The 21,817-nt window shown below is 60.6% G+C and carries 20 protein-coding genes; 11 read left to right on the forward strand and 9 right to left on the reverse strand.

Going from position 1 to position 21,817, the window contains the following annotated elements; all coding sequences use genetic code 11:
* Positions 1 to 45 precede the first annotated feature (45 nt).
* The 7 genes from PH551_RS15425 to PH551_RS15455 all read left to right on the forward strand — a co-directional run bounded on the left by PH551_RS15425 (position 46) and on the right by PH551_RS15455 (position 9,212).
* Positions 46 to 915 carry a type II toxin-antitoxin system VapC family toxin gene (locus tag PH551_RS15425; protein WP_285193632.1) on the forward strand — a complete coding sequence of 290 codons (870 nt, stop codon included), beginning with the start codon at positions 46 to 48 and terminating at the stop codon, positions 913 to 915.
* A 73-nt stretch (positions 916 to 988) separates the two neighbouring features.
* Positions 989 to 1,798, forward strand: coding sequence for a hypothetical protein (locus PH551_RS15430; RefSeq protein WP_285193633.1), 810 nt, complete (start codon positions 989 to 991; stop codon positions 1,796 to 1,798).
* Positions 1,799 to 2,569: 771 nt separating this feature from the next.
* On the forward strand, positions 2,570 to 2,938 hold the full coding sequence (locus PH551_RS15435) for a hypothetical protein (protein ID WP_285193634.1): 369 nt from the start codon (positions 2,570 to 2,572) through the stop codon (positions 2,936 to 2,938).
* A 72-nt stretch (positions 2,939 to 3,010) separates the two neighbouring features.
* The gene (locus tag PH551_RS15440) at positions 3,011 to 3,877 is read left to right on the forward strand and encodes a hypothetical protein (RefSeq protein ID WP_285193635.1); all 867 of its coding nucleotides are present in this window, start codon (positions 3,011 to 3,013) and stop codon (positions 3,875 to 3,877) included.
* A gap of 4 nt (positions 3,878 to 3,881) precedes the next feature.
* Positions 3,882 to 6,290 (forward strand): transposase, encoded by a 2,409-nt coding sequence (locus PH551_RS15445; RefSeq protein ID WP_285193636.1) that lies wholly within the window; start codon positions 3,882 to 3,884, stop codon positions 6,288 to 6,290.
* Positions 6,287 to 7,354 (forward strand): ATP-binding protein, encoded by a 1,068-nt coding sequence (locus PH551_RS15450; protein ID WP_285193637.1) that lies wholly within the window; start codon positions 6,287 to 6,289, stop codon positions 7,352 to 7,354. Before PH551_RS15445 ends, PH551_RS15450 begins: the two co-directional genes overlap by 4 nt.
* Before the next feature lie 37 nt (positions 7,355 to 7,391).
* A complete protein-coding gene (locus PH551_RS15455; protein WP_285193638.1) occupies positions 7,392 to 9,212 on the forward strand; it encodes a TniQ family protein in 1,821 nt (606 codons plus the stop codon).
* Positions 9,213 to 9,275: 63 nt separating this feature from the next.
* On the opposite strand, the gene PH551_RS15460 is transcribed toward PH551_RS15455, so the two are convergent.
* Both PH551_RS15460 and PH551_RS15465 read right to left on the reverse strand, forming a co-directional pair.
* Entirely contained in the window at positions 9,276 to 9,998 is a 723-nt protein-coding gene (locus PH551_RS15460) for a hypothetical protein (protein ID WP_285193639.1), read from the reverse strand.
* Between the two features lies 1 nt (position 9,999).
* Positions 10,000 to 10,881, reverse strand: coding sequence for a hypothetical protein (locus PH551_RS15465; protein WP_285193640.1), 882 nt, complete (start codon positions 10,879 to 10,881; stop codon positions 10,000 to 10,002).
* Positions 10,882 to 11,499: 618 nt separating this feature from the next.
* Between PH551_RS15465 and PH551_RS15470 the strand changes: the two genes are divergently transcribed.
* Positions 11,500 to 12,021: a SixA phosphatase family protein gene (locus tag PH551_RS15470; RefSeq protein WP_285193641.1), complete on the forward strand. Its 522-nt coding sequence runs from the start codon at positions 11,500 to 11,502 to the stop codon at positions 12,019 to 12,021.
* Positions 12,022 to 12,090: 69 nt separating this feature from the next.
* Here PH551_RS15470 and PH551_RS15475 read toward each other — a convergent pair whose 3' ends face one another.
* Both PH551_RS15475 and PH551_RS15480 read right to left on the reverse strand, forming a co-directional pair.
* Complete coding sequence (locus tag PH551_RS15475; RefSeq protein ID WP_285193642.1) at positions 12,091 to 13,359, reverse strand: patatin-like phospholipase family protein; 1,269 nt, start codon at positions 13,357 to 13,359, stop codon at positions 12,091 to 12,093.
* Positions 13,360 to 13,452: 93 nt separating this feature from the next.
* Positions 13,453 to 14,814 carry a COG3904 family protein gene (locus tag PH551_RS15480; protein ID WP_285193643.1) on the reverse strand — a complete coding sequence of 454 codons (1,362 nt, stop codon included), beginning with the start codon at positions 14,812 to 14,814 and terminating at the stop codon, positions 13,453 to 13,455.
* Positions 14,815 to 15,105: 291 nt separating this feature from the next.
* Between PH551_RS15480 and PH551_RS15485 the strand changes: the two genes are divergently transcribed.
* Positions 15,106 to 15,576 carry an MEKHLA domain-containing protein gene (locus PH551_RS15485; protein ID WP_285193644.1) on the forward strand — a complete coding sequence of 157 codons (471 nt, stop codon included), beginning with the start codon at positions 15,106 to 15,108 and terminating at the stop codon, positions 15,574 to 15,576.
* A gap of 3 nt (positions 15,577 to 15,579) precedes the next feature.
* On the opposite strand, the gene maiA is transcribed toward PH551_RS15485, so the two are convergent.
* From maiA to hppD, 4 genes are read right to left on the reverse strand one after another with little or no spacing between them, the layout of a single operon-like run.
* Complete coding sequence (maiA, locus tag PH551_RS15490) at positions 15,580 to 16,212, reverse strand: maleylacetoacetate isomerase (RefSeq protein ID WP_285193645.1); 633 nt, start codon at positions 16,210 to 16,212, stop codon at positions 15,580 to 15,582.
* Entirely contained in the window at positions 16,209 to 17,234 is a 1,026-nt protein-coding gene (locus PH551_RS15495; protein ID WP_285193646.1) for a fumarylacetoacetate hydrolase family protein, read from the reverse strand. Before PH551_RS15495 ends, maiA begins: the two co-directional genes overlap by 4 nt.
* Before the next feature lie 48 nt (positions 17,235 to 17,282).
* Complete coding sequence (gene hmgA / locus PH551_RS15500; RefSeq protein WP_285193647.1) at positions 17,283 to 18,644, reverse strand: homogentisate 1,2-dioxygenase; 1,362 nt, start codon at positions 18,642 to 18,644, stop codon at positions 17,283 to 17,285.
* A 39-nt stretch (positions 18,645 to 18,683) separates the two neighbouring features.
* Complete coding sequence (hppD, locus tag PH551_RS15505; RefSeq protein WP_285193648.1) at positions 18,684 to 19,793, reverse strand: 4-hydroxyphenylpyruvate dioxygenase; 1,110 nt, start codon at positions 19,791 to 19,793, stop codon at positions 18,684 to 18,686.
* 130 nt (positions 19,794 to 19,923) lie between these two features.
* Here hppD and PH551_RS15510 point away from each other — a divergent pair, with 130 nt between their 5' ends.
* Entirely contained in the window at positions 19,924 to 20,424 is a 501-nt protein-coding gene (locus PH551_RS15510; RefSeq protein WP_064801992.1) for an Lrp/AsnC family transcriptional regulator, read from the forward strand.
* A gap of 3 nt (positions 20,425 to 20,427) precedes the next feature.
* Here the strand turns inward: PH551_RS15510 and PH551_RS15515 are convergent, their stop codons facing one another.
* Positions 20,428 to 20,889, reverse strand: a complete 462-nt coding sequence (locus tag PH551_RS15515) for an Lrp/AsnC family transcriptional regulator (protein ID WP_285193649.1) — start codon at positions 20,887 to 20,889, stop codon at positions 20,428 to 20,430.
* 123 nt (positions 20,890 to 21,012) lie between these two features.
* On the opposite strand from PH551_RS15515, the gene PH551_RS15520 reads away from it, so the two are divergent.
* Positions 21,013 to 21,804, forward strand: a complete 792-nt coding sequence (locus tag PH551_RS15520; protein ID WP_285193650.1) for a phenylalanine 4-monooxygenase — start codon at positions 21,013 to 21,015, stop codon at positions 21,802 to 21,804.
* Positions 21,805 to 21,817: the final 13 nt, after the last annotated feature.

The following is a 21,817-nucleotide window of genomic DNA, read 5'->3' on the forward strand; positions in this document are numbered from 1 at the left end:
AGGGTTAGCGAATCCTTGCAAGGACGACGCCTAGATTTCGCCCTTTTGGCGGAGCTTCATCAGAGCTTCGGTAGCGTCCGGCTTGGAGAAATCATCCTCCAGTTTGAGCACATAAATACCCGTCTCATCCCGAATTCGCTGCGGACCAACGTTCCTAGCCTGCTCAAGAACCTGCTCAAGATTCCCCTCGACTTCCTTCGCAGTCCAAACCTGACCCATAAAACTCACCACTTACCAAAACATTCGCGTGGTAACATTTTAACAGGCGTCGACGCCTTAGCCTACATCCGTGTTGCGGGACCAACAACTGAAAGCGACAGTCTGGTGAGGCAGATACTCGTCGATACCAACATTATCAGCACGGCCTACCTTCCAGAACCTCCACAATGGATATGGGAGTGGCTGGGCGAGTTGCCGCGCGGCGCCCTCGCCGTATCGTGGATCACCATCTACGAAACGGAGGTGGGTATCCGGGCCGTTCAGCGGCACAACGTCCAGAAAGCCCTTGAACTGCTGGCTTGGTTCGAGGAGTTCCTCTCCAGCCGAATGATCCAGCCGGAAATGGACGTCGCCGCCGCCCGTACTCTGGGCGCGATGGCGGCTCATCCTCCGCTTCGGCACTTCTTCCATACGCCCGAGAGAAGAGACCGGCACGGCCGGGTGATCAAACAGGACCGAGTCAACCTGGGCTGCGATGCGATGCTGGCGGCCCTTTCGATTGCGCACGACTTGCCCATCGCGACACTCAACCCCGCCGATTTCTGTCTGATCCATCAGCACTTCCCCCTTCCGGGCGTCTACGATCCGCGAGCAGACGTTTGGCATGTCGAGCCTCAGCCGGGATGGTATCTCGGCGAGCCGGCGAACAACGACGTCGCCGCGTCGAGCTGGCCGTACGCCGCCGATCGACCCTAGCGCCGCCGAGCGGAGTTGTGACTTGCACCACGCCGGGCGACCGTCGAACCAGCTCCGTCCGAGAGGTTACCACATGTCGATCAGGCTGATGAACGCGCCTAACAACTACCCGTACACTCACGGCTGGGGGCTTTACCCACAGCGTCAGTCCGATATCGACCGTCGTCGTCAGAGCGCTAAACGATACCTCGCAGTCGTAGACGGAACGACGAACGTAAACCCCAGCGGTTGGCGCTTCGCCGTCGACACCTTGGAAGTTACGTTCCGGGCGGTCGCGGGCGAAAATAGCCGCGACTGGTTCACCCTTTCAAATCACCTAGGTCAGCCGTCGAGGGCTCTTGCTCACGAGATCTTCGAAGCCCTGAGGTTGTTGAAGGACCTCGATCGCCGCTCGAAGACTGCCGAGGGCGTTTTCGACAAACTGGACGAGATGGCCGCTTCCGACATGCTTCAAATGTATAGGGCCACGACCACGGACGGTGATCCGCGGCCCAGCGACATACGCGAGGGGTGGTGCCATGTCCTATGGTCACATGAACAACCGGATCACATCCTGGTGGGCGCCATCCATGGCTCGCCGCTTGAAGTGGTCTCGATCCTCGATCGGCGTAATCCGGGAACGCGGCACGGCGTCGTCGCGGCCTGGCACGTTGAGGATCCCGACTGGGCGGCGGCGCAGATCGCCCGTACGTTCGGCACCTCGCTCGACGAGATCGGGCTCCTGCGTATTCCGGCGACAGAAGGGTTCGCCCGCATCAAGCTTCTCGCCGAGAACGCAGTGTGGAAGACGATCGTCAGGTCGCCTTGGCATCTCGACGTCGATGAGCCGTCGTTTGAAGGTCCATGTACCGAAGAAAGGCAAGAAGGATCTTACTCACCGTGACGCACGAATCCTTGCGTCCTTCAGTTGAATCCTTGGCCGTTTCAAAATGATACAAGACTCGCATCGCGTTGACGATCTGGTGACCAATAATCGTCTAACCCGCTGAGAAGGCGCCACCATTCGTCCTCGACCATTCGAGGCCATGCGGAGTCTAGGTACTTGCATAACGTGTATCAGTACGCTACGAATGGCCTGTGCCGCGTAAATCCGTCATGCCGACGGGTTGGCATTGGAGAAGCATGCCATGACTGCAGTCATGTCGATAGAAGCCGGGCCCCTTGCCCGTTTTGCCATATAGGCGTCGGCAGAGCTGCGCCGGTCTCGCGATGAGAGTCTGGCCGCCCGAAGTTCTTTTCCCTTCTTTGGAATCAGGGTTCGAAATGTCTGGTTACGAGAGTACATCCTCCTCGGCTTTCATCCGCAACATCTCCCGGAACACCGCGGATTTTCCGCAGATAGCCTGACGCGTCGTTCGTCTTCGCCGTCTTTCCCTGCCGTCGCGCCAACGCACGACGATCGCCTGCCGGAGGTTGCCTGCGATTGAGTTGTTCTCCCGCGGTCCTAAGACCGCCATCGCCACCACCGCCCTGCTCGCACGCGGCGCGAAGCCGATAGGCTGACGTCCGAGCGGTCGTTAGCGCGGCCATTTCCCCATCGTGCCTAACAGGACTGCATCGCAGGCCTAGGACTCGTGCGCGCTTTTTTTTGCGCCGGGCCGGCGGCGCCGCGTCCTGCTGAACTCAAAGTTTTGTCGCAGCACAAGGAGTAGTCATGCGCGACCTGATCGAATCTATCTTGCCCCGCACGTACCTTTCCGAACTCGATGAGGAGTTCGGCGTCGTCGACGTCGAGGAGCTCGTCGAAGCTCTCGCTTTCGATGCCGACGATCGTCGTCTTTCCGCCACGAGCGCCGCGCTTCAGAAGACGTTCGCGATGATGCACCTCGACGGCGCCCTGGGCGTCTTCGCGACCTACTCCGAGATGCTGTCGGAGATCGAGGATCTCAACGACTGGCAGCCGGAGGGCCGCGAACTTCGCGGCTGCGCGCTGCGCACCTTCATCAACCGCATTTCGGCGCTCGAGGGCCGCGCGGAAGACGAGGCTGGCTGCGACCTCGCCGTACTCGACCTTGCAGCCTAGCCGCAGGCACACGACGCCTTGCCGGGAAACGCTCCCGGCGGGCATCCCCAGATCTTTGGAAGGACGACGTAGATGATCGCCACGCTTATCGAATCCATGCACCTGCGCGAACAGGGCTTCGACCTCTTTGAACGCCTGTCGACGAGCGCACCCACTTCGCGGACCCGACCGTACCTGCCATGGCGGGGGACTGGGAAATATGACGAGACGACCGCCTCGTGGCGCGGCTCTCCGCCGATGCGCGGCGAGACGGACCGCGACGTCGCGCCCAAGGCGCCGCCTGTGACCGTCGATGAAGACGAGGACCACGAGCACGTCAAGACGACCGCCTCGAGCCGCCCCGCCGTGGTCGACCGCAAGACGAACACGTACCACCGCCTGGAAAGCGGTCTTGAACGCGACCTCGTGAAGCTGCTCTTCCTGCGCGACGACGTCGTGTCTATCAAGGCCCAGGACGGCCCGCACCGCTACAAGGTCGAGGGCAAGATCCACGAACACATCATCGACGTCGCAGCCCGGCTGGACGACGGGTCGGTCGAGCGCTGGGCGGTCAAGCCGGAAGGCCCGACGGCCGAGCGCACCCGTGCCGAGATGAAACTCCTCAATAACCAACATCCGAAAGATGGCGGCCAGGAATTCATTTTGGTCACGAGCGAGGACATCTCGAAAGCGCGCGTTAACTTCGCCGGGAACATTCTCCACACCCGCGAGGTGGCGAACGAGTTCGAGACCGCGCGCGTGCATGAAGCACTGCTGGAGCTCGGCGGACGCGCCCGGATCTGGCAACTCGCCATTCGCCTTCCCGATCTCTACCTCTCGGCGGTCCGCACCGCCGTCTGGGATCTGATCGACAAGGGCCTAGCCGTTCATGACCATCCAAGTCCCGAGGCCGTCGTGGTCTCCGCGGGATCGTGGATCCTTGCCGTTGGAAAGGATTAAGAAGATGACCGTAGCAGCACCAGTTGGCAGCTATACGAAATACGACTTCGGCGCAGACGACCGCATCCGCTTCGAAGGCCGCTACTGGTGCCTCAAGACCCGCAACGAAGGCGACCCGGAGGAGGTCGCCCGCTGGTCGGAGGGCATCGTCATCGAAACCGTCGACGGCGGGCAGGACCGGCGGGTGAAGGCCTTCAGCTTCGAGTATGTGGACTACCTCTTCCGCCACAAGAAGATCGACTGGGAACAGGGCTACTTCAGCGCGCGCAACGCGATCGCCAGGGCGAAGAAGCTGAAGCGCACGGACCTGCCGGCCGTCACCCTCCTTCGTACTAGGATGGTGCTGGAGTTCCTGGACATGGAAACCGACAAGTACGAGACGGGCGAGTTCTTCACCCGCTCGGAGGCGGGCTTCCAGAAGTTCATCGACCACTTCAAGGCGGAGAACGCCCACCTGATCCCGCCGAAGAAGTGCAAGCGGGAGGTCATTCCGGGTCCGCGGCAGTTCGGGCGCCTCGTGGAGCGCTTTCAGGACAACCAGCTAGAACCCTGCTCCCTGCTCCCGCGCCATCGCGGCGGCGTCGGACAGAAGTCGGACTTCACGCCCGAGGAAGAAGCCTTCCACATGGAGCACGCGGGCGCGTACCAGAGCAAGGACCGGCCGTCGAAGCTCGACTGCTACGCACAGATGGGCGAGGCGAACCGCAGGCGGGTCGAGGAAGGGCTCGCCGAGCTCAAGGTGCCCTCGCTGCGCACGTTCCAGCGGATCATCGACGACCTTGGCGACTACCGCAACGAGCTGACGCGGGCGGGTGATCCCTCGCGCGTGGCTAGACGGTTCGGAATGTCCCGGCGCGGATACCAGCCGCAGCGTCCGCTCGAATACGTCGAGATGGACGAGCATAAGCTCGACGTGATGCGGCTTCTGGTCCGCAGCGGGATCTGGGAATTCCTCCATCCGGACGTGAAGCGTAAGATCGAGGAGAAGATGACGCAGACGAACGACGGCCGTGTATGGCTGTCGGTCGCGCTGGACGCCTATTCCAGATCGGTCTGCGGGGCGAAGCTTCTGTGGGGCGCGCCCGATGGCGCGTCCGCGGTCGCGACCCTCGCGATGGTGGCACGCTCGAAGGAGTTCGAGACGAGGCTGTACGGCACCGCGACGAATTGGCCCCAGGGTGGCACGGCAGAGAACATCCACGTGGACGCGGGCGCGAGCTACACGTCGCTGGAGTTCCAGGAGGCCGCGCTGTCCTACAGCGGCAACGTCACGGTCCCGCCTTCGAAGCACCCTCACCTGCGCGGCCGCGTGGAGCGCTTCTTCCGCACCATCAACCAGCGCTACATCCATCTCCTGTCCGGGCAGACCTTCAGCAACGTGCTGCTGCGCGACAGGTACGACGCCCAGAAGTACCGTCACATGACGGACGAGCAGCTCGCCGAGTTCCTCGTCATGCTCATCGTCGACTGCTACCACAACACGCCACACCGAGGGCTCAAGGGCCTGACGCCGCTCCAGGCATGGTATTTCGGGACGCAGAATGCCAACGGCGCCGTCAAGGGCTACCCGTCGGAACGGGAGTATGCGGAAGCCTTCAGTGTCGTCACGAAGCACAAGGTCGGCAACTACGGGATCATGATTCTGGGCCTTCCCTATTCCAACCCTTGGCTTCAGGAATGCCGGGAGATGCGGTACGACCTCGAGCTGTCCGTCCGCTACAACGAGACCGACATCTCGAAGATCCTCGTCAAGGATCCCTTCAAGGTCAACGACTGGGTCGAGGTCGAGTGTGCACTGGACGGGCTCAAGGGCTGGCGGGTGACCCACTGGCTCGAGCAGATCAAGTACTTGAAGAGGCAGTTCGGCGCGTCGAGATCGATCGGCATGCGGGTGGCCCAGGCGGCGCTGGCGAACGCCAGGGAGTTCGCCAAGTCGAGCAAGGCTGCTGCGGGAATCGGCTCGCCTCTCACCACCGCTTCGCAGCTTGCCTACTGGGACAAGGAGGTGGTCGCCGGTTTCAGGGTCGTCAGGGAGACCGTGACGGACTACGGCGAGCCGGCCGAGGCGGCCCGCGTCGACGCCCAGCGGGTCCGTCCGGATCCGTTCGATTCGAAGGAGAAGGATCCGGTGAAGGAGGCCCGCGACACCGGGCGTGCTGCGGCTGAAGTCGGCGGCATGGCAACGGATACGGCGTCCGCGGAGACTGACCGCAGCTCCGACGCCTCGGAATTCCGGCCCGACGAGAAGCCGAAGAAGCCGGGCAGGAAGTCCAAGAAGTCTCGTGACCTGTCGGCTCCAGAGGACATGCAGCCTGCTGCGGCACGATCGGCAGGACCGACGGACGATGGAAACTCGGTGATCCCCCGCAGGAGCAGCATCCGCATCGAGAAGACAGGGAAGGACGACAGATGACGGATTCGAGCTACGATGATGAAATGCTGGCCCATATCAAGTCGACGGTGGCTCCCGCCACCGTCGACCGTGCGGAGATTCTCGCCGAACTGAAGGCGATGCACGTCGTGACCGGCGACGACCAGGCGATCGACGTGGAACTTGACCAGATGATCGCACACATCCTCGCGGGCAACTCACGGGAGGGCTACGCTCTCACGATCACGGGCAAGAGCGGGGCCGGGAAGACTACGTCGCTCAACCGGCGCCTCGACGCCCACCCGTCCTTCAAGCCGTTCGTGGGCAAGTACGGCAACAAGCTCTCCCTGAGCCTGCGGGCGACCACGCCGTCAAGCTGTACCGCCAAGACCCTTGGAAAGGAGCTTCTTGAAAAGACCGGCTACGTCCTTCAGTCGGACAGGGACGAGCATGACATCTGGCGTATTCTGCTGGACCGAATGGAGAAGATGCAGACGAGAATTCTCGTCCTCGACGAGTTCCAGCACGTGCTCGACGCCCCGACCAGCAAGAAGTACATGCACCTCAGCAACACCATCAAGAACCTCCTGATCAACGACGGCCGGCCCATCTGGCTCATTCTCTCGGGCGTGCCCAGCATCGTGGACTTCATCGACCGCGATCCCGCAAAACAGTTGGACCGCCGGGCGCCGCTCATCGAAATTACGGGATTGAAGGACAGCCAGGAGGATCTCGAACGCATCGCCGACGTGGTGTACGAGCTGGTCGAGGCCTGCGGGCTGACGCTGGGCTTCGCTCTCACGCGGGACTTCCTCCTGCGCCTCATGCATGGCGGGATCTGGCGGTTCGGCATGACGGTCCAGATCGTTAAGAACGCGATCGAGCGCGGCCTCTGGGACAGGACCTGGACGAAGGAGAAGGGCGCGGTTCTTCACCACAGGCATTTCGCCGAAGGATACAGGCGGCTGGCCCGGAACTGCTCTCTGGAGACCAACGTGTTCCTGATCGACGACTGGCACCACATCCAGCGCGAAGTCGACAACGAGGGACGCTTGATGGACGCCGCGACCATGCCCAGGAAAAGCGGGCGACCGAGGATGGCATGATGACCTCCACCGAATCTCGTAGGAAAGGGAGATAGCCGTGGCCGGCCTGTTCGACGTCCCCCTCCTCCAGGACGAGCCCCTCACAAGCTACCTCGCCCGTCTAGCCCGTGCAAACGGCGCCGGGACCACGCGCGGCTTCTGCCAGGACATGAAGCTCGACCGGCCGCGTCTGATCCGGGGCGACGAAGCCGAGGTCCGCAAGCTCGCCGTCCTTGCAGGCAGGGATGCGGAGGAACTGCAGGCCCGCGCGGTCGTCGTCGACGACTTCTCCGGCGCGACTGTGGCCGGACATTACTTCCCGCACGGCAAGCTCCGGCGGTCGAAGCTGCGCTTCTGCCCGCGCTGCATCGCGGACGACGACGCCGACGGCAGCCGCATGCCCGGCACCCGCCGCTATTCGCGCCTCCACTGGATGTTTCCGCAGGTGCCGGCCTGCCATGTCCACTGCGTCGCGATCGTGGAGACGGAGGCGGACCAGAGCCACCACTACGACCTGAACACCCAGCTCGATCTCCTGGGAGACCGGATGTACGAGTTCATGGAAGCCCGCGTCCCTCGTCGGCCGACGCCGTTCGAGGAATTCGTCCGCGAGCGTCTCTCGGGACGGCGCGCGCACGGGGAGTTTCTGGACGGCTTCGGCCTCTCCGCCGGGATGTCCGCCTGCGAGCTGCTGGGCGTCGGGCTGCTGTTCGGAAGGGAGGTTCTGGTCGGGAAGCTCGGCGAGGAGGACCTCCATCGTGCAAGGCAGGCGGGCTTCGAGCGTCTCGTGACAGGCAATGGCGGCTTCACCTCGTTGCTCGACGACATCCGGTCGACGGACGAGAGATCGAACATCCGCGGCGGTCAGGCCCTCTACGGAAAGCTCTACCTTTCGCTCAACGAGAACTACGAGGACCCGGACTACGACAGGCTGCGAACAATGATGCGCAAACACACCCTGTCTAGGATTCCGATGCTCGACGGCATGGAGTTCTTCGGCCCGATCACAGAAAGCCCCTGGACGTCCATCGGCAAGATCGCCGAGGCGACCGGCTATCCGGACGAGACGCTCCGGCGCATTCTGGTCGAGCTCGGGCATATCGGTTCGCTTCGCCAGTCGAAGGGCGACCGGTACGTCCGGAAGACGGCGGCGGACGAGGCCGTGGCGGCGATCAGGGACATGGCGACCCGCGAGGAGACCGCGGCGATTCTCGGTCTCCCCAGCAGGACGGTGAAGCGCCTGATCTCGGACGGCATGATCGCACCGGTCCTGAAGAGCGCAGATGCGGGCGAACGGGGATACCGCCTTCTCGACCGGTATTCGCGCAGGGCTGTCGCCGATCTGCGGGACAGGCTTCTGGCACGCGCGCGGCCGGAATTTCCCACCGAATGGACGAATCTGACAATGGCGGCACGAAAGGCAGGGCTCCGGCTGGTCGACGTACTCGAGATGGTCCTCGACGGGCGGCTCCGGAACCTCGGGAAATCGCCCAACGAGGACGGTGTCGCCTCGCTACGGTTCGACGTCAGGGAGATCGAGTCGCTGATCGCCGTCACCGGAGAGGTATATGTGGAGCGGTCGGAGGTCTGCAGACGCCTGCTGCTCAAGGCCGAGGCGTTCGCCTTCCTCGTGCGGACCGGAGACATCAAGGCCGAGCAGAGGCAGCTTCGTGTCGCACGCGCGCCGACCTGGGTGATGACGGAGGCCGACTTCAAGGAATTCGACGCGCGCTACGTGACGTTCTCGCGCCTGTCGAAGGAGATCAGAGTCGGGTCGCGTGGGCTCGGCAAGATACTCGCGGAAAGGGGAGCGTCCCTCGCCTTCCCCATGGAGAGCGTGAAGCAGGGAATTGTTGAGCGGCGTCATCTGTCAGCGTGACGAGGTCATCGGTGGCCAGGATGCGCCTTTGACTGGCTCCGCAGACGCACCCTTCGTATCGCCTTACTGCAGAGCAAACGGTGGAGGTGTAGCATCGTCGTCGGGCTCAGGTCGACGGCGCATGCGGTCCTCGATCAACTTGGGCATGAAGAATTTTCGATCAATCTGTTCGATTGCCGGACTTTGGTCGTGGCGGGAGCCTTCTAGGTGTCGACTCTCGCGGCCATTAAAAGTCGGGTCGAGCTGAAAAATGTCATCGCCGTACTCCGCGCTGCGGATCCGCCTGAACCTTACGATCTCGGCAATTCGCTCTGGTAGAATTTCAAGAAGACGGGCCTGTGCATCATTGGTGGAGAGCAGAGACAGCACCCAGATCTCCTTTGTCACCACACGCAAGACGGCTCTTTGGATCATCGCCGAGACCGCCTCCGGATCGAGTGTCTGACGCACGACGAGTAGTGCATCAATCTGGCCATCGTGATATTCCGCGTACTCTTCGAAGGCATATGCGGTCAGGACCAGTCTCGGAATCCGTATGAGCTTCTTGTCGAGCCAGTAGCAGAACAAGGGGATGTCGCCCGTGGGCAGATACTCCAGCAGATCTGTTACGAGGTCGTCTGCGTCCGTGTTCTCGAAAGCGACCGCAATCTGATCTGGTACCATGCCCGCAAAGGGTTGCGACAAGAGCCGGCAAAACTCGCGGCGATCGAAATCGGCGTCTTCGAGCAGGGCGTATACCGCGGCGTGCCGGCGGTGCAGGTAGTTTGTCGCTTCGTCGGACTTCATATCAATTCACCTGCCCTTCAAGGAACTCAATCAATACCTGTCGGAACTCGAGATAACAGCGTGCGTTGGAGCTCAGAAAACGCTCCTCAAGAGCCTCCCACTCGCTTGTACCAGGCACAACAGGTATTTCGCCTATCACCTGACCAAATATGTCATGGTGGATGAAACGAACAGGCATGACGTCGGGTTCGAAAGTCATGTCTGTGACGCTCTCGAAGAAGTCTTTAAGTTCCGCAGATACGCATGGTGACTGCATGTCCCCGATGCGGCCCCCAGAATTCCTTCGCCATTCGCCAACTATGTCCGCAAGAGAGCGTAGCGGATGCGGACCGCGCCAGACCCCGATCAACATGTGGATCAGTCCAGTGATTTCATCGTCAGTTCCCAGGCCTCCGGCGAAGCTGCGTACCGACCGTCTGATCCTCGACCAATCGGCCCGGAACGAGCTAACGACGACGGAACGTAACCCCCGCTGCGCTGAGTCCGCCATCCTTTCCGCCAGCTCGGCGTCGGACACCACCAGTACTAGCTTCGCTTTCAAACGGTTCAAGCGCAGTATTTTGAGCTGCCGCAGAAAATTCGCCCTCAACGCCTTCGTCCAGGTCTGGCTCGGGCTGCTCTTAAGTTCGTAATAGGTCTTGGTTCCGTTGTTGTTGACAAACAGATCGTCAACAAACCCCTCGACCTGAGCCGCAAGGAAGATGTCATGCGGGTCGCGGACATACTGTCTGCAAATTTGTGACAGTCGCAGTATCTCCGCAAGCGCGAACTCAGCCTCGAACGTATCTCCCTGGACGTCGGCGTCGCCACCGCGCCGCTTACGGTCGAACGCATCAAGCCCTCTGGTTCCCAGTGCATTGGATATGTGGCGTCGATCTATCATTTCAGCTCGCCTTAAGATTGCGCGAGATAGATAGACCGTTCGGGTTAATCAAACGGAAGCGGCGGCCGCCAACACACGCGGTCTACTCTGGCGAAACTTTACCTGATCGCAGACTTGAAGATCTGCGAACGACGAGATCGATTCGCCGTCGTGAGCTCAGAACCCTCTTGCTAAAAACACAAGAGATTTCAGGAATTTGACAGGACCCGTCAAAATCACGTGGCTGCTGCGTCAAAATGGCTTGGCCGGATGTCGTCGTAAGTGCCTGAGTTTCCACGAAGCGCTGCGTCATAATCACTGGCTGCCTACATTCTTCAGTGTTTTGAGGAATAGACTTCAAGTCTGGTCAAAAGCGTTGGCCATTTCCGACAGAAGAAATGGCCAACCCGATACAGGAGGCCGTCCGGGCACTAACAAGTGCCCGGAGAATGCTCTGAGGAACAAATAGAGAAACAATCGTAAGAGCAGCGAAACGCCCTATCCGCGGGATGCTCCAGTTCGCAAACGTAAGTCGAGACAATTGGACCTGCCAAAGACATTCGTCTAGTTTGCGAGCTGTATCGCAGGCGCCCCTCATGCTCCAGGAGTCAACACGAACCGAAGCGACGCCGAAAGCCCATGCTGCCGAAACACCGCCTCATTCTTTTGCGCCACGCCAAATCCGCCTGGCCCGATGGTGTGTCCGACTTTAAACGGCCATTGGCGGATCGCGGGCGCAAGGCAGCACCCGTCATCGGCAACTATATGAGGCGCGAAAAGCTGATCCCCGATCTAGCCCTTGTCTCGCCGGCCCGCCGGGCGCAGGAAACCTGGAAGCTTGTCCGCCGGGCCCTCTCGAAAAAGGTCTCCGAACGCGAGGCGGCGGATATCTACGAGGTGTCGGCCGAGCGCATCCTCGATGTGATCCGGGCCGTCGAGCCTGGCATCCGCACGCTGCTCATCGTCGGCCACAATCCCGGCATGGAAAATGCGGCCTCGCTTATCGTGGCGGACGGCGATGCCGATGCCGTGGGACGCATGCGGAAGAAGTTCCCGACAGCGGGGCTTGCCGTCATTGACCTCGATCTCGACGGATGGGACGAGATTGCGGCAGGTACCGGTTATCTCGAGCGGTTCGTAACCCCCCGATCCTTGGAATAATAAGGCCATTTTCCGGTTGAATTGGCAGACATGGCGCACAGTCGTGTAGCCCGGCACCTCCGGCTCTCGTCAAAACGTCAGAATGTCGAACAGGCGCTTGCTCGCCCTCGCCGCCCAGGAGGGTTTCACCGTCCCGGATGCCAACGGCAGGCCGGAGGACGGCGCCAGCAGCGGTTGATAGAACCGGTTGAGCATAGCATCGCAGACATAGTGCCCCCAATTCGTCAGGTGCTCCGTCTCATCAGCGCCGAGGAAATGGAGGTAGGTGCCGATCTCGGAGGGAACGACCGATGACGGCGGCAGCGTGTAAGAGGCGTAGGGTTTGAGTTCGGCGTCCTTGCTGTCGATCGACCAATAAACGCCATGGGTTCTTGCGCGCAGCGCCGATTTCGCGAGGTCGTCGAGGCCAAGCGTATCGGCCCGTTTTGCAGCCTTGAAGCCGGCGATCAGGTCTCGCCGCCTTAACGACCGCACCTGATTGTCCGTCGTATCGAGAACGCGCTTCAGCTGGGAGAGATAGTTCCAGTATCCGCGGGTCGAGGAGCGCCAAGGCGCGCCGGCATCGCTGACGAGCAGGCAGTCGCAGCGTTTCAGCGCCGGCTCGATGCCGTGATTGTCGTAAACACCGCCATCGCTTAATATCGCCCGGTCCGGAGCGACTGGTTCGCCAACGGTATCATCGAGTTTTTCCCTCTTCCAGGAAAACTGCGACAGGTCCAATCGCAGCGGTGACAGCACCGGCGGAAATGCTGCCGAAGCGGCAACCGCGGTTGCCAGCGACAATGCCGGACGAAACGACACACCGATCCGGTAATCCGCGATATAGCGGTTGGACATCCGGAAGAGCGAACCGGTGCTGAGATTGCTGGCGCAAAATACGAACCAGGGCGAGCGCGGAAGATCTCTGAGGGTTGGCGACCTTCCGTCGAACAGATGTCGCTCGTATAGTTTGGCGGCTTCCTCGGCCGCGCTTGAGAAGGGATTGAACACGCCCTTCAGGAAGCTCGGCCCATCCGCGAATATCTGACTGAAGGCGAGAATGCGATCCAGGTATTCCGTCTTGAAATTGACGGCGATCTCGCTCGAGAACACCAGCCGTGGCCAGATATAGGCGAGCAGGCCCGAGGCGATGGATCCGCCCGAGACCGACGAGATCATATCGAGCTTCGCCAGAAGACCGGCCTCGTTGAGCCTCGCAAGCGATCCCGCATGGAAAAGCATGGCCCGATAGCCGCCGCCCGAAAGGCAGAGGCCGAGTTTATAACGCTCCGCCGGCTTCTCGGGATCGTCGGATCCCGAAGAGACGGCATTCGATGGGGCATGCTCGTCTTCCGACATGCTCGGCCTCACTCAGGAAGATGAGTTTTCACCGATCTCCTCCTCCAGGCAAGCTGCCGAACTTTGCGGTCATTGCCTGCGGACCGGCAATATCTACTCTGCGTACCTCCGGGAATTGGCATCGCATTTGTGCCACTCCCAGTTTATTTCGGCTTCGTCCTTTTCGCCATAGCACCAGTCGGCGCGATTGAGCAGCGGACCGAGTTCGTCGCGCCGTCTGCATGCCCGCAGCGTTTCGGGTCCAGTGCGATCGACACTCGTGCGGCAGATGTCGTCCAGTCCTGTCCACTGATGGATCAACCGATCCGGCGCCTTGGCCCCCTTGTCCGTGGCGAGCACCTTTCCGGTCTCGGACTCGATCTGCAGGGAGGCCGTGTTCCACACGTAAGAGAATTCGGCCATCCCGGAGGACGTCTTACCCGTGTCCCTATTTCCGGCAAACCATTCGACAATTCCCGACATTTCGCATTTTCCGGCACAGCTGGCAGTCACGGAGCCCGGCTTGACGCTGTAGATGCGCTCCGGCCAGCGTTGGGCGAAGGCTGCCTTTTCCTTCAGGACGGCGTCTTTGTCGACCGAGTTTCCGAAGAAGGAGACCTCGTCGGCATAGACGCCCTTCATGAAGGCCAACGCCGATGCGCTGTCTTTCGACCATTCGTCATTGTATCGGTTTGCGAAATTAACCGCCTCCGTGGTCAGGTCGCCGGGTTCCGGTGCGCCCGCCTCCTCGGAATCACTCGGCTCTGACGGCATGTCGGCGGGTGTTGCGCTCTCCTGCGGTGCGGCGCTTGGCGAGGGTGGCGCGCTTTCCTGTGCCGAAGGCATATCCTCGGGCGTGTTGATATTCCAGTCCCGCATTTCCGCAGCGGTGAGATACCGTATATCGGTGCTGTCGATCGACAGGCTGAGCTGCAGCAGGTTGGGGCTTACCCCCATGTCGGTGAGATAGCCGATGATCTCGCCGGTCAGTGCTTGAACAGTCGAGACGGCCAATTTGTTGTCGATGGCAACATCGTCGGACAGGGAAACCCGATGCACGCCGATAGAGCCCGGCTCGGCAAATCTTTCAACGCCGCCGACGAAGGCGAAGGCGCAAGCCGACGCGCACTCGGCGGCTCTGATCTGTATCGTTTTTGCATTCAGCAGGCGGAGGGCCCGGCCGAACCTGATCGCGGCGACCACGTTTCCGCCTGGCGAGTCAAAGGTGACATAGCTCGGCTGGTACTGCGTATATTCGTCGACAAGCGTCATCGCATCGTCGGAACTCTCGAACACGCCTTTTATCGTCAGGACGCGCTCTCCCGGCGCGGTCTCCAGACGTTCGTAGGAAATGGCCGCATGCCCCTCCCCGGCTAGGGCGACGAACGCCAGCAGAATCAATATCAACGAGACGGATTTCCGCATTCTACCCCGGTCCCCAAGCACCTGTATTTCTCCTGTCGTCATTCGCAGCATAGCTTTCGCAGGTCTGAATAGCCGGATGATGAAAACCTGCTCTACCCCCGCCTCATTCGCGACCAGCCGACGCCAATTACGGTCCGAAGAACAACAGCTTCGCAGAGAATGTTGACAGCTACCCCAGCAGGTCAGATCAATGCACAAGGGCATCTTCTGGCAAGCGTCACAATCAGAAGTGATGAGACAAGGTAAATACAGGCCCTTCGCTGTTCTGGAGGCTTCATAGACGCGTGCAATTGATATCGGCTATGTCGGCTGCACCGACACATTTGACCAGCGAGGCCGTTCGTGACTTCCCCCTATGACAATCACGCCCTCGACCTGAGGAATGATCCCAATTTCTTCGCCCTTCTGACCCGCAGCTACAAGCGCATCGTCGGCCGCGCTCTTATCGAGGATGGGCAAGGGCCGGACTGGCTTTACCGCCATGCACCTTTCGTGGTCCTCGCGCACAATACACTGCCCGACCCGCGCTTCATCTACGCAAACCGGACTGCGCAGAACTGCTTCGAATATAGCTGGGACGAATTCATCATGCTGCCGTCGCGACTATCGGCCGAGCAGCCTGATCGCGCCGAACGCCAGCGGCTGCTGGATGCAGTCACGCGCGATGGTTTCGTCGATAATGGCCGCGGCCTCAGGGTCGCGAAATCGGGTCGCCGTTTCTGGGTCGAAAATTTCACTGTCTGGCAGCTCATCGATGAGACGGGCAAGCGGTTGGGCCAGGCTGCGATATTTTCATCGTGGCGGGACGCGTAGTTCCTACGGTTTCACGCGGTCCGGATGCGCTGCCTGAAAGGCGGGGAGTTCGGCGCACCTGGCGTCGATGTCGCTGAGGCGTCTGAAGGCGGTCATATCAACTCCCCAGCGGCGGGCATTGTAGACCTGGGGAGCAAGGCAGAGATCGGCCATCGACGGCCTGCCGCCAAAGCTGAACGCGCCATCGGATTCGCCGAGCATGGTCTCCAGCTTGCGAAGTCCATCGCCGATGAAATGCTTCATCCATTCCTCGCGAGCCTCGGCCTTGTCGGTCAGCGTCAGAAGATGCGAGACCACATGCAGATTGCAGATCGGATGGATGTCCATGGCGACCGCATATGCGAAGGCGCGCACTCTGTGGCGATCGAAGCTATCCGATGGCAGCAATCCGCAATCCGGCCGAGACTCGGCCAGATATTCGATGATGGCCAGCGACTGTGTCAGCGTTTTCCCATCGATCACCAGTGTCGGCACGAGCCCCTGCGGATTGAGCGCGAGATAGTCCGGCATTCTGTGCGCACCGTCGAGCAGGTTGATCGGCACGATCTGGTGGTCGAGGCCCAGAAGATTGAGCGCGATCCGCACGCGATAACTCGCAGATGACCGCCAGTAGTCGTAGAGAATGATCTCGTTCATCCCCCGGCAGCTCCCTCGTATTTTCCGACCGTCTGCTCGATCGCCCCGAAGATCGAATGGCCGGCATGATCCTTCATTTCGATGCGGACCTGGTCGCCGAACCTCATGAAAGGAGTCTTCGGCGATCCACTCTCGATTGCCTCGATCATTCTTAATTCGGCAATGCAGGAGTAGCCATCTCCTCCCTCGCCCACCGGCTTGCCGGGGCCACCGTCGAGCTTGTTGGAGATCGTCCCGGAGCCGACAATCGTTCCGGCCACGAGGTGGCGGGTTTTGACGGCATGGGCGATCAGCTGGCCGAAATCGAATGTCATGTCGACGCCGGCATTCGCCCTGCCGAATGGCCTGCCATTCAAGCTCACGAGCAGCGGCAGGTGCAGCTTGCCGCCATCCCACGCCTCTCCAAGTTCGTCGGGCGTCACCGCGACCGGCGAGAATGCCGATGCGGGCTTGGATTGGAAGAAGCCGAAGCCCTTGGCCAGCTCGTCGGGGATCAGGCCGCGCAGCGACACGTCGTTGACGAGCATCAGCAGGCGGATGGCGCCGCGGGCGGCTTTCGGGCTCGCACCCATGGCGACGTCGCCGGTGATGACGGCGACCTCGCCCTCCATGTCGATCCCATAGTCCTCGTCTGCTGCCAGGATCGGGTCTCGCGGCGCGAGGAAACCGTCCGAGCCACCTTGATACATCAGCGGATCGGTCCAGAAGCTAGCCGGCATCTCGGCGCCGCGCGCCTTGCGCACCAGTTCCACATGGTTGACGTAGGCCGAGCCGTCGGCCCATTGATAGGCGCGCGGTAAAGGGGATGCGGCGTCATGTTCGTGAAAGCGGATGGTCGGCTGAGCCCCCGTCTCGATGCCTTCGGCAACCAGCCGAAGCCTCGGAGCGACATGCTCCCAGTCGTCGAGCGCCGCCTGCAGGGTGCGGGCGATGTGACCCACCTCCGAACAGCGGGTCAGATCGCGGGACACGACGACGAGGCGGCCGTCCCTGGTGGAGTCCTTCAAGGTCGCAAGTTTCATGTCTCAATTCCGTGCCGGAGGGGGCTTCGCCGATCTTCACCGATCCTGTCACTTGATACCCGGAGTTCCGTCGAACTTGCGCTCGAGGCCATCCCAGCATTCGAGGTAATCGTCCTGTAGCGTTTCGAGCTCGGCTGCATATTTCGTCAGCTGCTGCGGATAACGGGTCTCGAACATGAAGGCCATGGTGTGATCGAGCTTCATCGGCTTGAGCTCGGTATTCGATGCCCTTTCGAAGGCGAGCGCGTCCGGGCCGTGAGGAAGCATCATATTGTGCAGGCTGATCCCGCCCGGCACGAAGCCCTCCTCCTTGGCGTCATACTGCCCATGGATCAGACCCATGAACTCGCTCATGATGTTGCGGTGGTACCATGGCGGGCGGAAGGTGTGCTCGGCGACCAGCCAGCGCGGCGGAAAGATCACGAAATCGACATTCGCGGTGCCGGCATCTTCGGTGGGCGCGGTCAGCACCGAGAAGATCGACGGATCGGGATGATCGAAACTGATGGCGCCTACCGGCGAAAATGTTCGCAGATCGTATTTGTAGGGCGCGTAGTTGCCGTGCCAGGCAACCACATCCAGCGGCGAGTGGCCGATTTCGGTAACATAGAATTTGCCGCACCATTTCACATGCACGCGGCAGGGCTCTTCCTTGTCCTCGAAAGCAGCGACAGGCGTCTTGAAGTCGCGCGGGTTGGCCAGGCAATTGGCGCCGATCGGCCCGCGGTCCGGCAAAGTGAATTTCGCGCCATAGTTCTCGCAGATATAGCCGCGCCAGACCGCCTGCTCGCCGCTCTTCATAACTTTGAACATCATGCCGCGAGGGATGAGGCAAATTTCCAGCGGCTCGACATCCATGATGCCCATTTCGGTCAACACTCTGATGGCGCCGAGCTGCGGCACGATCAGCAGTTCGCCGTCGGCGTTGAAGAAGTAATCGTCGACCATGTCTTCGTTGAAGACATAGGCATGCGCCGACATGCCGACCTGGGTCGTGGCATCGCCCGCCGTCGTCATCGTCCGCACCCCTTGCAGAAAATTCAGCTTCTCGGTGGGAGCAGGCAGCGGATCCCAGCGGAGCTGACCGAGCGGGAGCGAATGCTCGTCCAGGCAGGGTGCGGTTTTCCAGAGCGGATAGGACGCGTTCGAGAAGCGGCGGGTGTGGCGCACGCTCGGGCGAATGCGGTACAGCCAGGACCGTTCATTCGTACCGCGCGGCGCAGTGAAGGGCGAGCCGGAAAGCTGCTCGGCATAAAGGCCGTAGTTGCATTTCTGCGGGCTGTTCTGGCCCTGCGGCAAGGCGCCGGGCAGCGACTCCGTCTCGAAGTCGTTGCCGAAGCCCGGCATATATTTCAGTCTGTTTGCCTTCGCCGCTTCCGCGTCGGAAGCCTGGATCGATGTCTGGTCCATGCTCAACTCCTCCCCGAAAACTCTACTACGTCGTAGAGTTTACTCCGCTGCCGTGCCGATGACACCACGCTTGATCTGATCTGCCTCGATCGACTCGAACAGCGCACGGAAGTTGCCCTCGCCGAAGCCCTCATCGCCCTTGCGCTGAATGAATTCGAAGAAGATCGGACCGATTACCGTCTTGGAGAAGATCTGCAGCAGGATTTTCGTCATGCCGCCGTTCACCACCCCCTCGCCGTCGATCAGGATGCCGTGCTTCTTCATGCGGTCGATCGGTTCGTCATGGCCATGCACGCGATCATAGGACATGTCGTAATAGGTCTCGGGAGGGCCTGGCATGAAGCGCAGGCCGTTATTGGCAAGCCGGTCGGTCGCTTCGTAAATATCCTCCGTCCCAACAGCGATGTGCTGGATGCCCTCGCCCCGGTACTTCTTCAGGTATTCCTCGATCTGGCTGGTGTCGTCCTTCGATTCATTCAGGGGAATGCGTATCTTGCCGCAGGGCGAGGTGATGGCGCGGCTGACCAGACCGGTGATGCGGCCGTCAATATCGAAGAAGTGGATCTGCTTGAAATTGAACAGATCGCGGTAGAAATCCCACCACTTGTCCATGTTGCCGCGGAAGACGTTGTGGGTGAGATGGTCGAGATAATAAAAGCCGATCCCTGGGGGATTTGGATTGGGCTCGCCGAGCCAATCGAACTCGGCCTCGTAAGCCGATCCCTTTGTCCCATAGGTCTCGACGAAATAGAGCAGCGAACCGCCGATGCCGACAATCGCCGGAACGTCGAGCACCTTGTCATTTCCTTCATAGGGAACGGCGCCCTTCGACACGGCGTGATCGAAGGCGTGCTTGGCATCGACCACGCGCCAGGCCATCGACGGGGCGCAGGGACCATGCTTTGCGACAAAACCAGCGGCATGGCTACCGGGCTCGGCATTCAATACGTAATTTATGTCGCCCTGGCGCCAGACGGTAATGTTTTTCGTCTTGTGCTTGGCGACCGCGATATAGCCCATGCGTGTGAAGAGCTCGCTGAGCTTCTCAGGCTCGGGGTGGGCGAATTCGACGAATTCGAAGCCGTCGGTGCCGGCCGGATTGTCGGCGGTGATTTCCGACGGAGGCGCATCATGCGGGAACGGACCCATTTTCTTTTCCTCCAGAGGAGATTGCAATTCTATGCAAACTATGGCTCAAAACTGCCGCAAAGTTCTTGCGTTCTTGGTTCTATAGGAACAGATTATGCACGATCTGTGAGCATTCCGGAGATTTTGCGCAATGGATGAGCCCCTAGACAAATTGGATCTACGCCTCCTTCTGGAGCTTCAAAAGGATGGAAGGCTCACGAACAACGAGCTTGGTGAGCGGATCGCGCTTTCACCGTCGCAATGCTCGCGCCGGCGTACCAGATTGGAAGCCGAGGGCTATATTCGCAGCTACCGTGCCCACCTCGATCGGGAGAAGCTGGGGCTCGATATGCTGGTGGTCATTTCCGTCACGCTTGCCACCCACAACCGAGACAATGCCCGCCGATTTTCGCAATTGATCAACGGTCTGCCCGAAGTTCTCGAAGCCTATGCGCTGACCGGCGAGATGGACTATCACCTCAAGGTGGCGACCCGGGGGCTCGCCGATCTGTCGAAATTCGTCAACGACGTTCTGCTGCCGCACGAATCCGTGCAGCACGTGAAAACCTCGATCGTGCTCGACACGCTGAAGACGTTCGAAGGCTATCCAGTGATGATGCCGGGCAGCCGGCATGGCGACAGCGCGCGATAAACGTTAGAGCGGCAGTTCGGTGGAGAATTTCAGCTCGCGCAGCACGAAGCTTGATACGACGGTGCGCACATGCGGGTTGCGCATGAGATAGCGGGTCATGAAGGCTTCGTAGCTTTCGACGTCCCTCGCCCTTATCTTCAGCATGTAGTCGAAGGCGCCCGACAAGGCGTAGCACTCCATGATCTCCGGCCGCTCCAGCACCACTGAAGCGAAAGAAGCCACCGCCTCCTCATGGTGATCCTCCAGCGTCACGTGCGCAACCACGCAGAGCTTGAGATCGAGTTTGCCGGGATCGAGCAACGTCACGCGCTTGCGGATGACGCCGTCGGCTTCCAGTTCCTGGATCTTCCTCCAGGCCGAGCTCTGCGACATGCCGGCTTTTTCCGCCAGATCCGCCAGCGACAGAGTGCCGTCGGCCTGAATCAGTTGCAGAAGCTTGCGGCGGAAATTCCCAGATTCTTTCATTGTAGCCATCGTACTCGGAAATATCTCCCACCACTATGGCGATACCCGGCATGAAAGAAAAGAAAATCCGTCAAACACGGAGCATAATAACAGAGACATCGCCATTCCCGGGAGGATCAGCCGATGACCAAGGAAAGCAGCTACACCGCCAAACTGCCCGGCTCGGACGGCCTATATGACTATAGCCCCGAAGAAGATCAGATCTGGGGCGAACTCTACCGGCGTCAGATGAAGCTCTTGGCCGACAAGGCTTGCCAGGAATATCTGGACGGCGTCAAACTGCTGGGGCTCAAGCCGGAAAAAGTGCCTCAGCTCCTCGATGTGAACAGACGCCTGAACGAGACCACCGGTTTCGGCGTCGAAGGCGTGCCGGCACTTATTCCGCCTTCGCGCTTCTATGAGCTTCTCTCGCAGGGCAAGTTCCCGCTGGCGACCTTCCTGCGCCGCCGCGAGCATATCGATTATATCGAGGAACCGGACCTGTTCCACGAGGTGTTCGGCCATTGCCCATTGCTGACCAATCAGAGCTATGCCAATTTCGTCCGGCATTTCGGCGAAACCGCCATGCGCCTCGGCAAGGGCTATTCATGGCATCTGTTCCGGATTTTCTGGTTCACCGTCGAATTCGGCCTGATCAACACGCCGCAAGGCCGCCGCTGCTTCGGCGCCGGCATCGTCTCCTCTCCGAGCGAAGCGAAGGCGGCAACGGAAGGCACGGCGTGCGAATTCCGACCGTTCGATTTGATGAGCGTGCTCAGGACGCCCTACCGCATCGATATCCTTCAGCCGATCTACTATGTCATCGACAGCTTTGCCGATCTCGAGGCGATCGTGGAGCAGGATATCGGCGGCGCGATCCTCAAGGCGAAATCACTTGGGGATTTCGCCCCGGCTTTCGAAGCCAAGGCTTCGTGAACTCGACGCTGCG

Source organism: Rhizobium atlanticum (assembly GCF_030182485.1).
Taxonomy (GTDB): domain Bacteria; phylum Pseudomonadota; class Alphaproteobacteria; order Rhizobiales; family Rhizobiaceae; genus Rhizobium.

Bases quoted from the DNA above. Each gene is read 5' to 3' on its own strand.
- PH551_RS15430 (WP_285193633.1), top strand. From the start codon at position 989: ATGTCGATCAGGCTGATGAACGCGCCTAACAACTACCCGTACACTCAC.
- PH551_RS15435 (WP_285193634.1), top strand. From the start codon at position 2,570: ATGCGCGACCTGATCGAATCTATCTTGCCCCGCACGTACCTTTCCGAA.
- PH551_RS15440 (WP_285193635.1), top strand. From the start codon at position 3,011: ATGATCGCCACGCTTATCGAATCCATGCACCTGCGCGAACAGGGCTTC.
- PH551_RS15445 (WP_285193636.1), top strand. From the start codon at position 3,882: ATGACCGTAGCAGCACCAGTTGGCAGCTATACGAAATACGACTTCGGC.
- PH551_RS15450 (WP_285193637.1), top strand. From the start codon at position 6,287: ATGACGGATTCGAGCTACGATGATGAAATGCTGGCCCATATCAAGTCG.
- PH551_RS15460 (WP_285193639.1), bottom strand. From the start codon at position 9,998: ATGAAGTCCGACGAAGCGACAAACTACCTGCACCGCCGGCACGCCGCG.
- PH551_RS15465 (WP_285193640.1), bottom strand. From the start codon at position 10,881: ATGATAGATCGACGCCACATATCCAATGCACTGGGAACCAGAGGGCTT.
- PH551_RS15470 (WP_285193641.1), top strand. From the start codon at position 11,500: ATGCTGCCGAAACACCGCCTCATTCTTTTGCGCCACGCCAAATCCGCC.
- PH551_RS15475 (WP_285193642.1), bottom strand. From the start codon at position 13,359: ATGTCGGAAGACGAGCATGCCCCATCGAATGCCGTCTCTTCGGGATCC.
- PH551_RS15480 (WP_285193643.1), bottom strand. From the start codon at position 14,814: ATGCTGCGAATGACGACAGGAGAAATACAGGTGCTTGGGGACCGGGGT.
- maiA (WP_285193645.1), bottom strand. From the start codon at position 16,212: ATGAACGAGATCATTCTCTACGACTACTGGCGGTCATCTGCGAGTTAT.
- PH551_RS15495 (WP_285193646.1), bottom strand. From the start codon at position 17,234: ATGAAACTTGCGACCTTGAAGGACTCCACCAGGGACGGCCGCCTCGTC.
- hmgA (WP_285193647.1), bottom strand. From the start codon at position 18,644: ATGGACCAGACATCGATCCAGGCTTCCGACGCGGAAGCGGCGAAGGCA.
- hppD (WP_285193648.1), bottom strand. From the start codon at position 19,793: ATGGGTCCGTTCCCGCATGATGCGCCTCCGTCGGAAATCACCGCCGAC.
- PH551_RS15510 (WP_064801992.1), top strand. From the start codon at position 19,924: ATGGATGAGCCCCTAGACAAATTGGATCTACGCCTCCTTCTGGAGCTT.
- PH551_RS15515 (WP_285193649.1), bottom strand. From the start codon at position 20,889: ATGAAAGAATCTGGGAATTTCCGCCGCAAGCTTCTGCAACTGATTCAG.
- PH551_RS15520 (WP_285193650.1), top strand. From the start codon at position 21,013: ATGACCAAGGAAAGCAGCTACACCGCCAAACTGCCCGGCTCGGACGGC.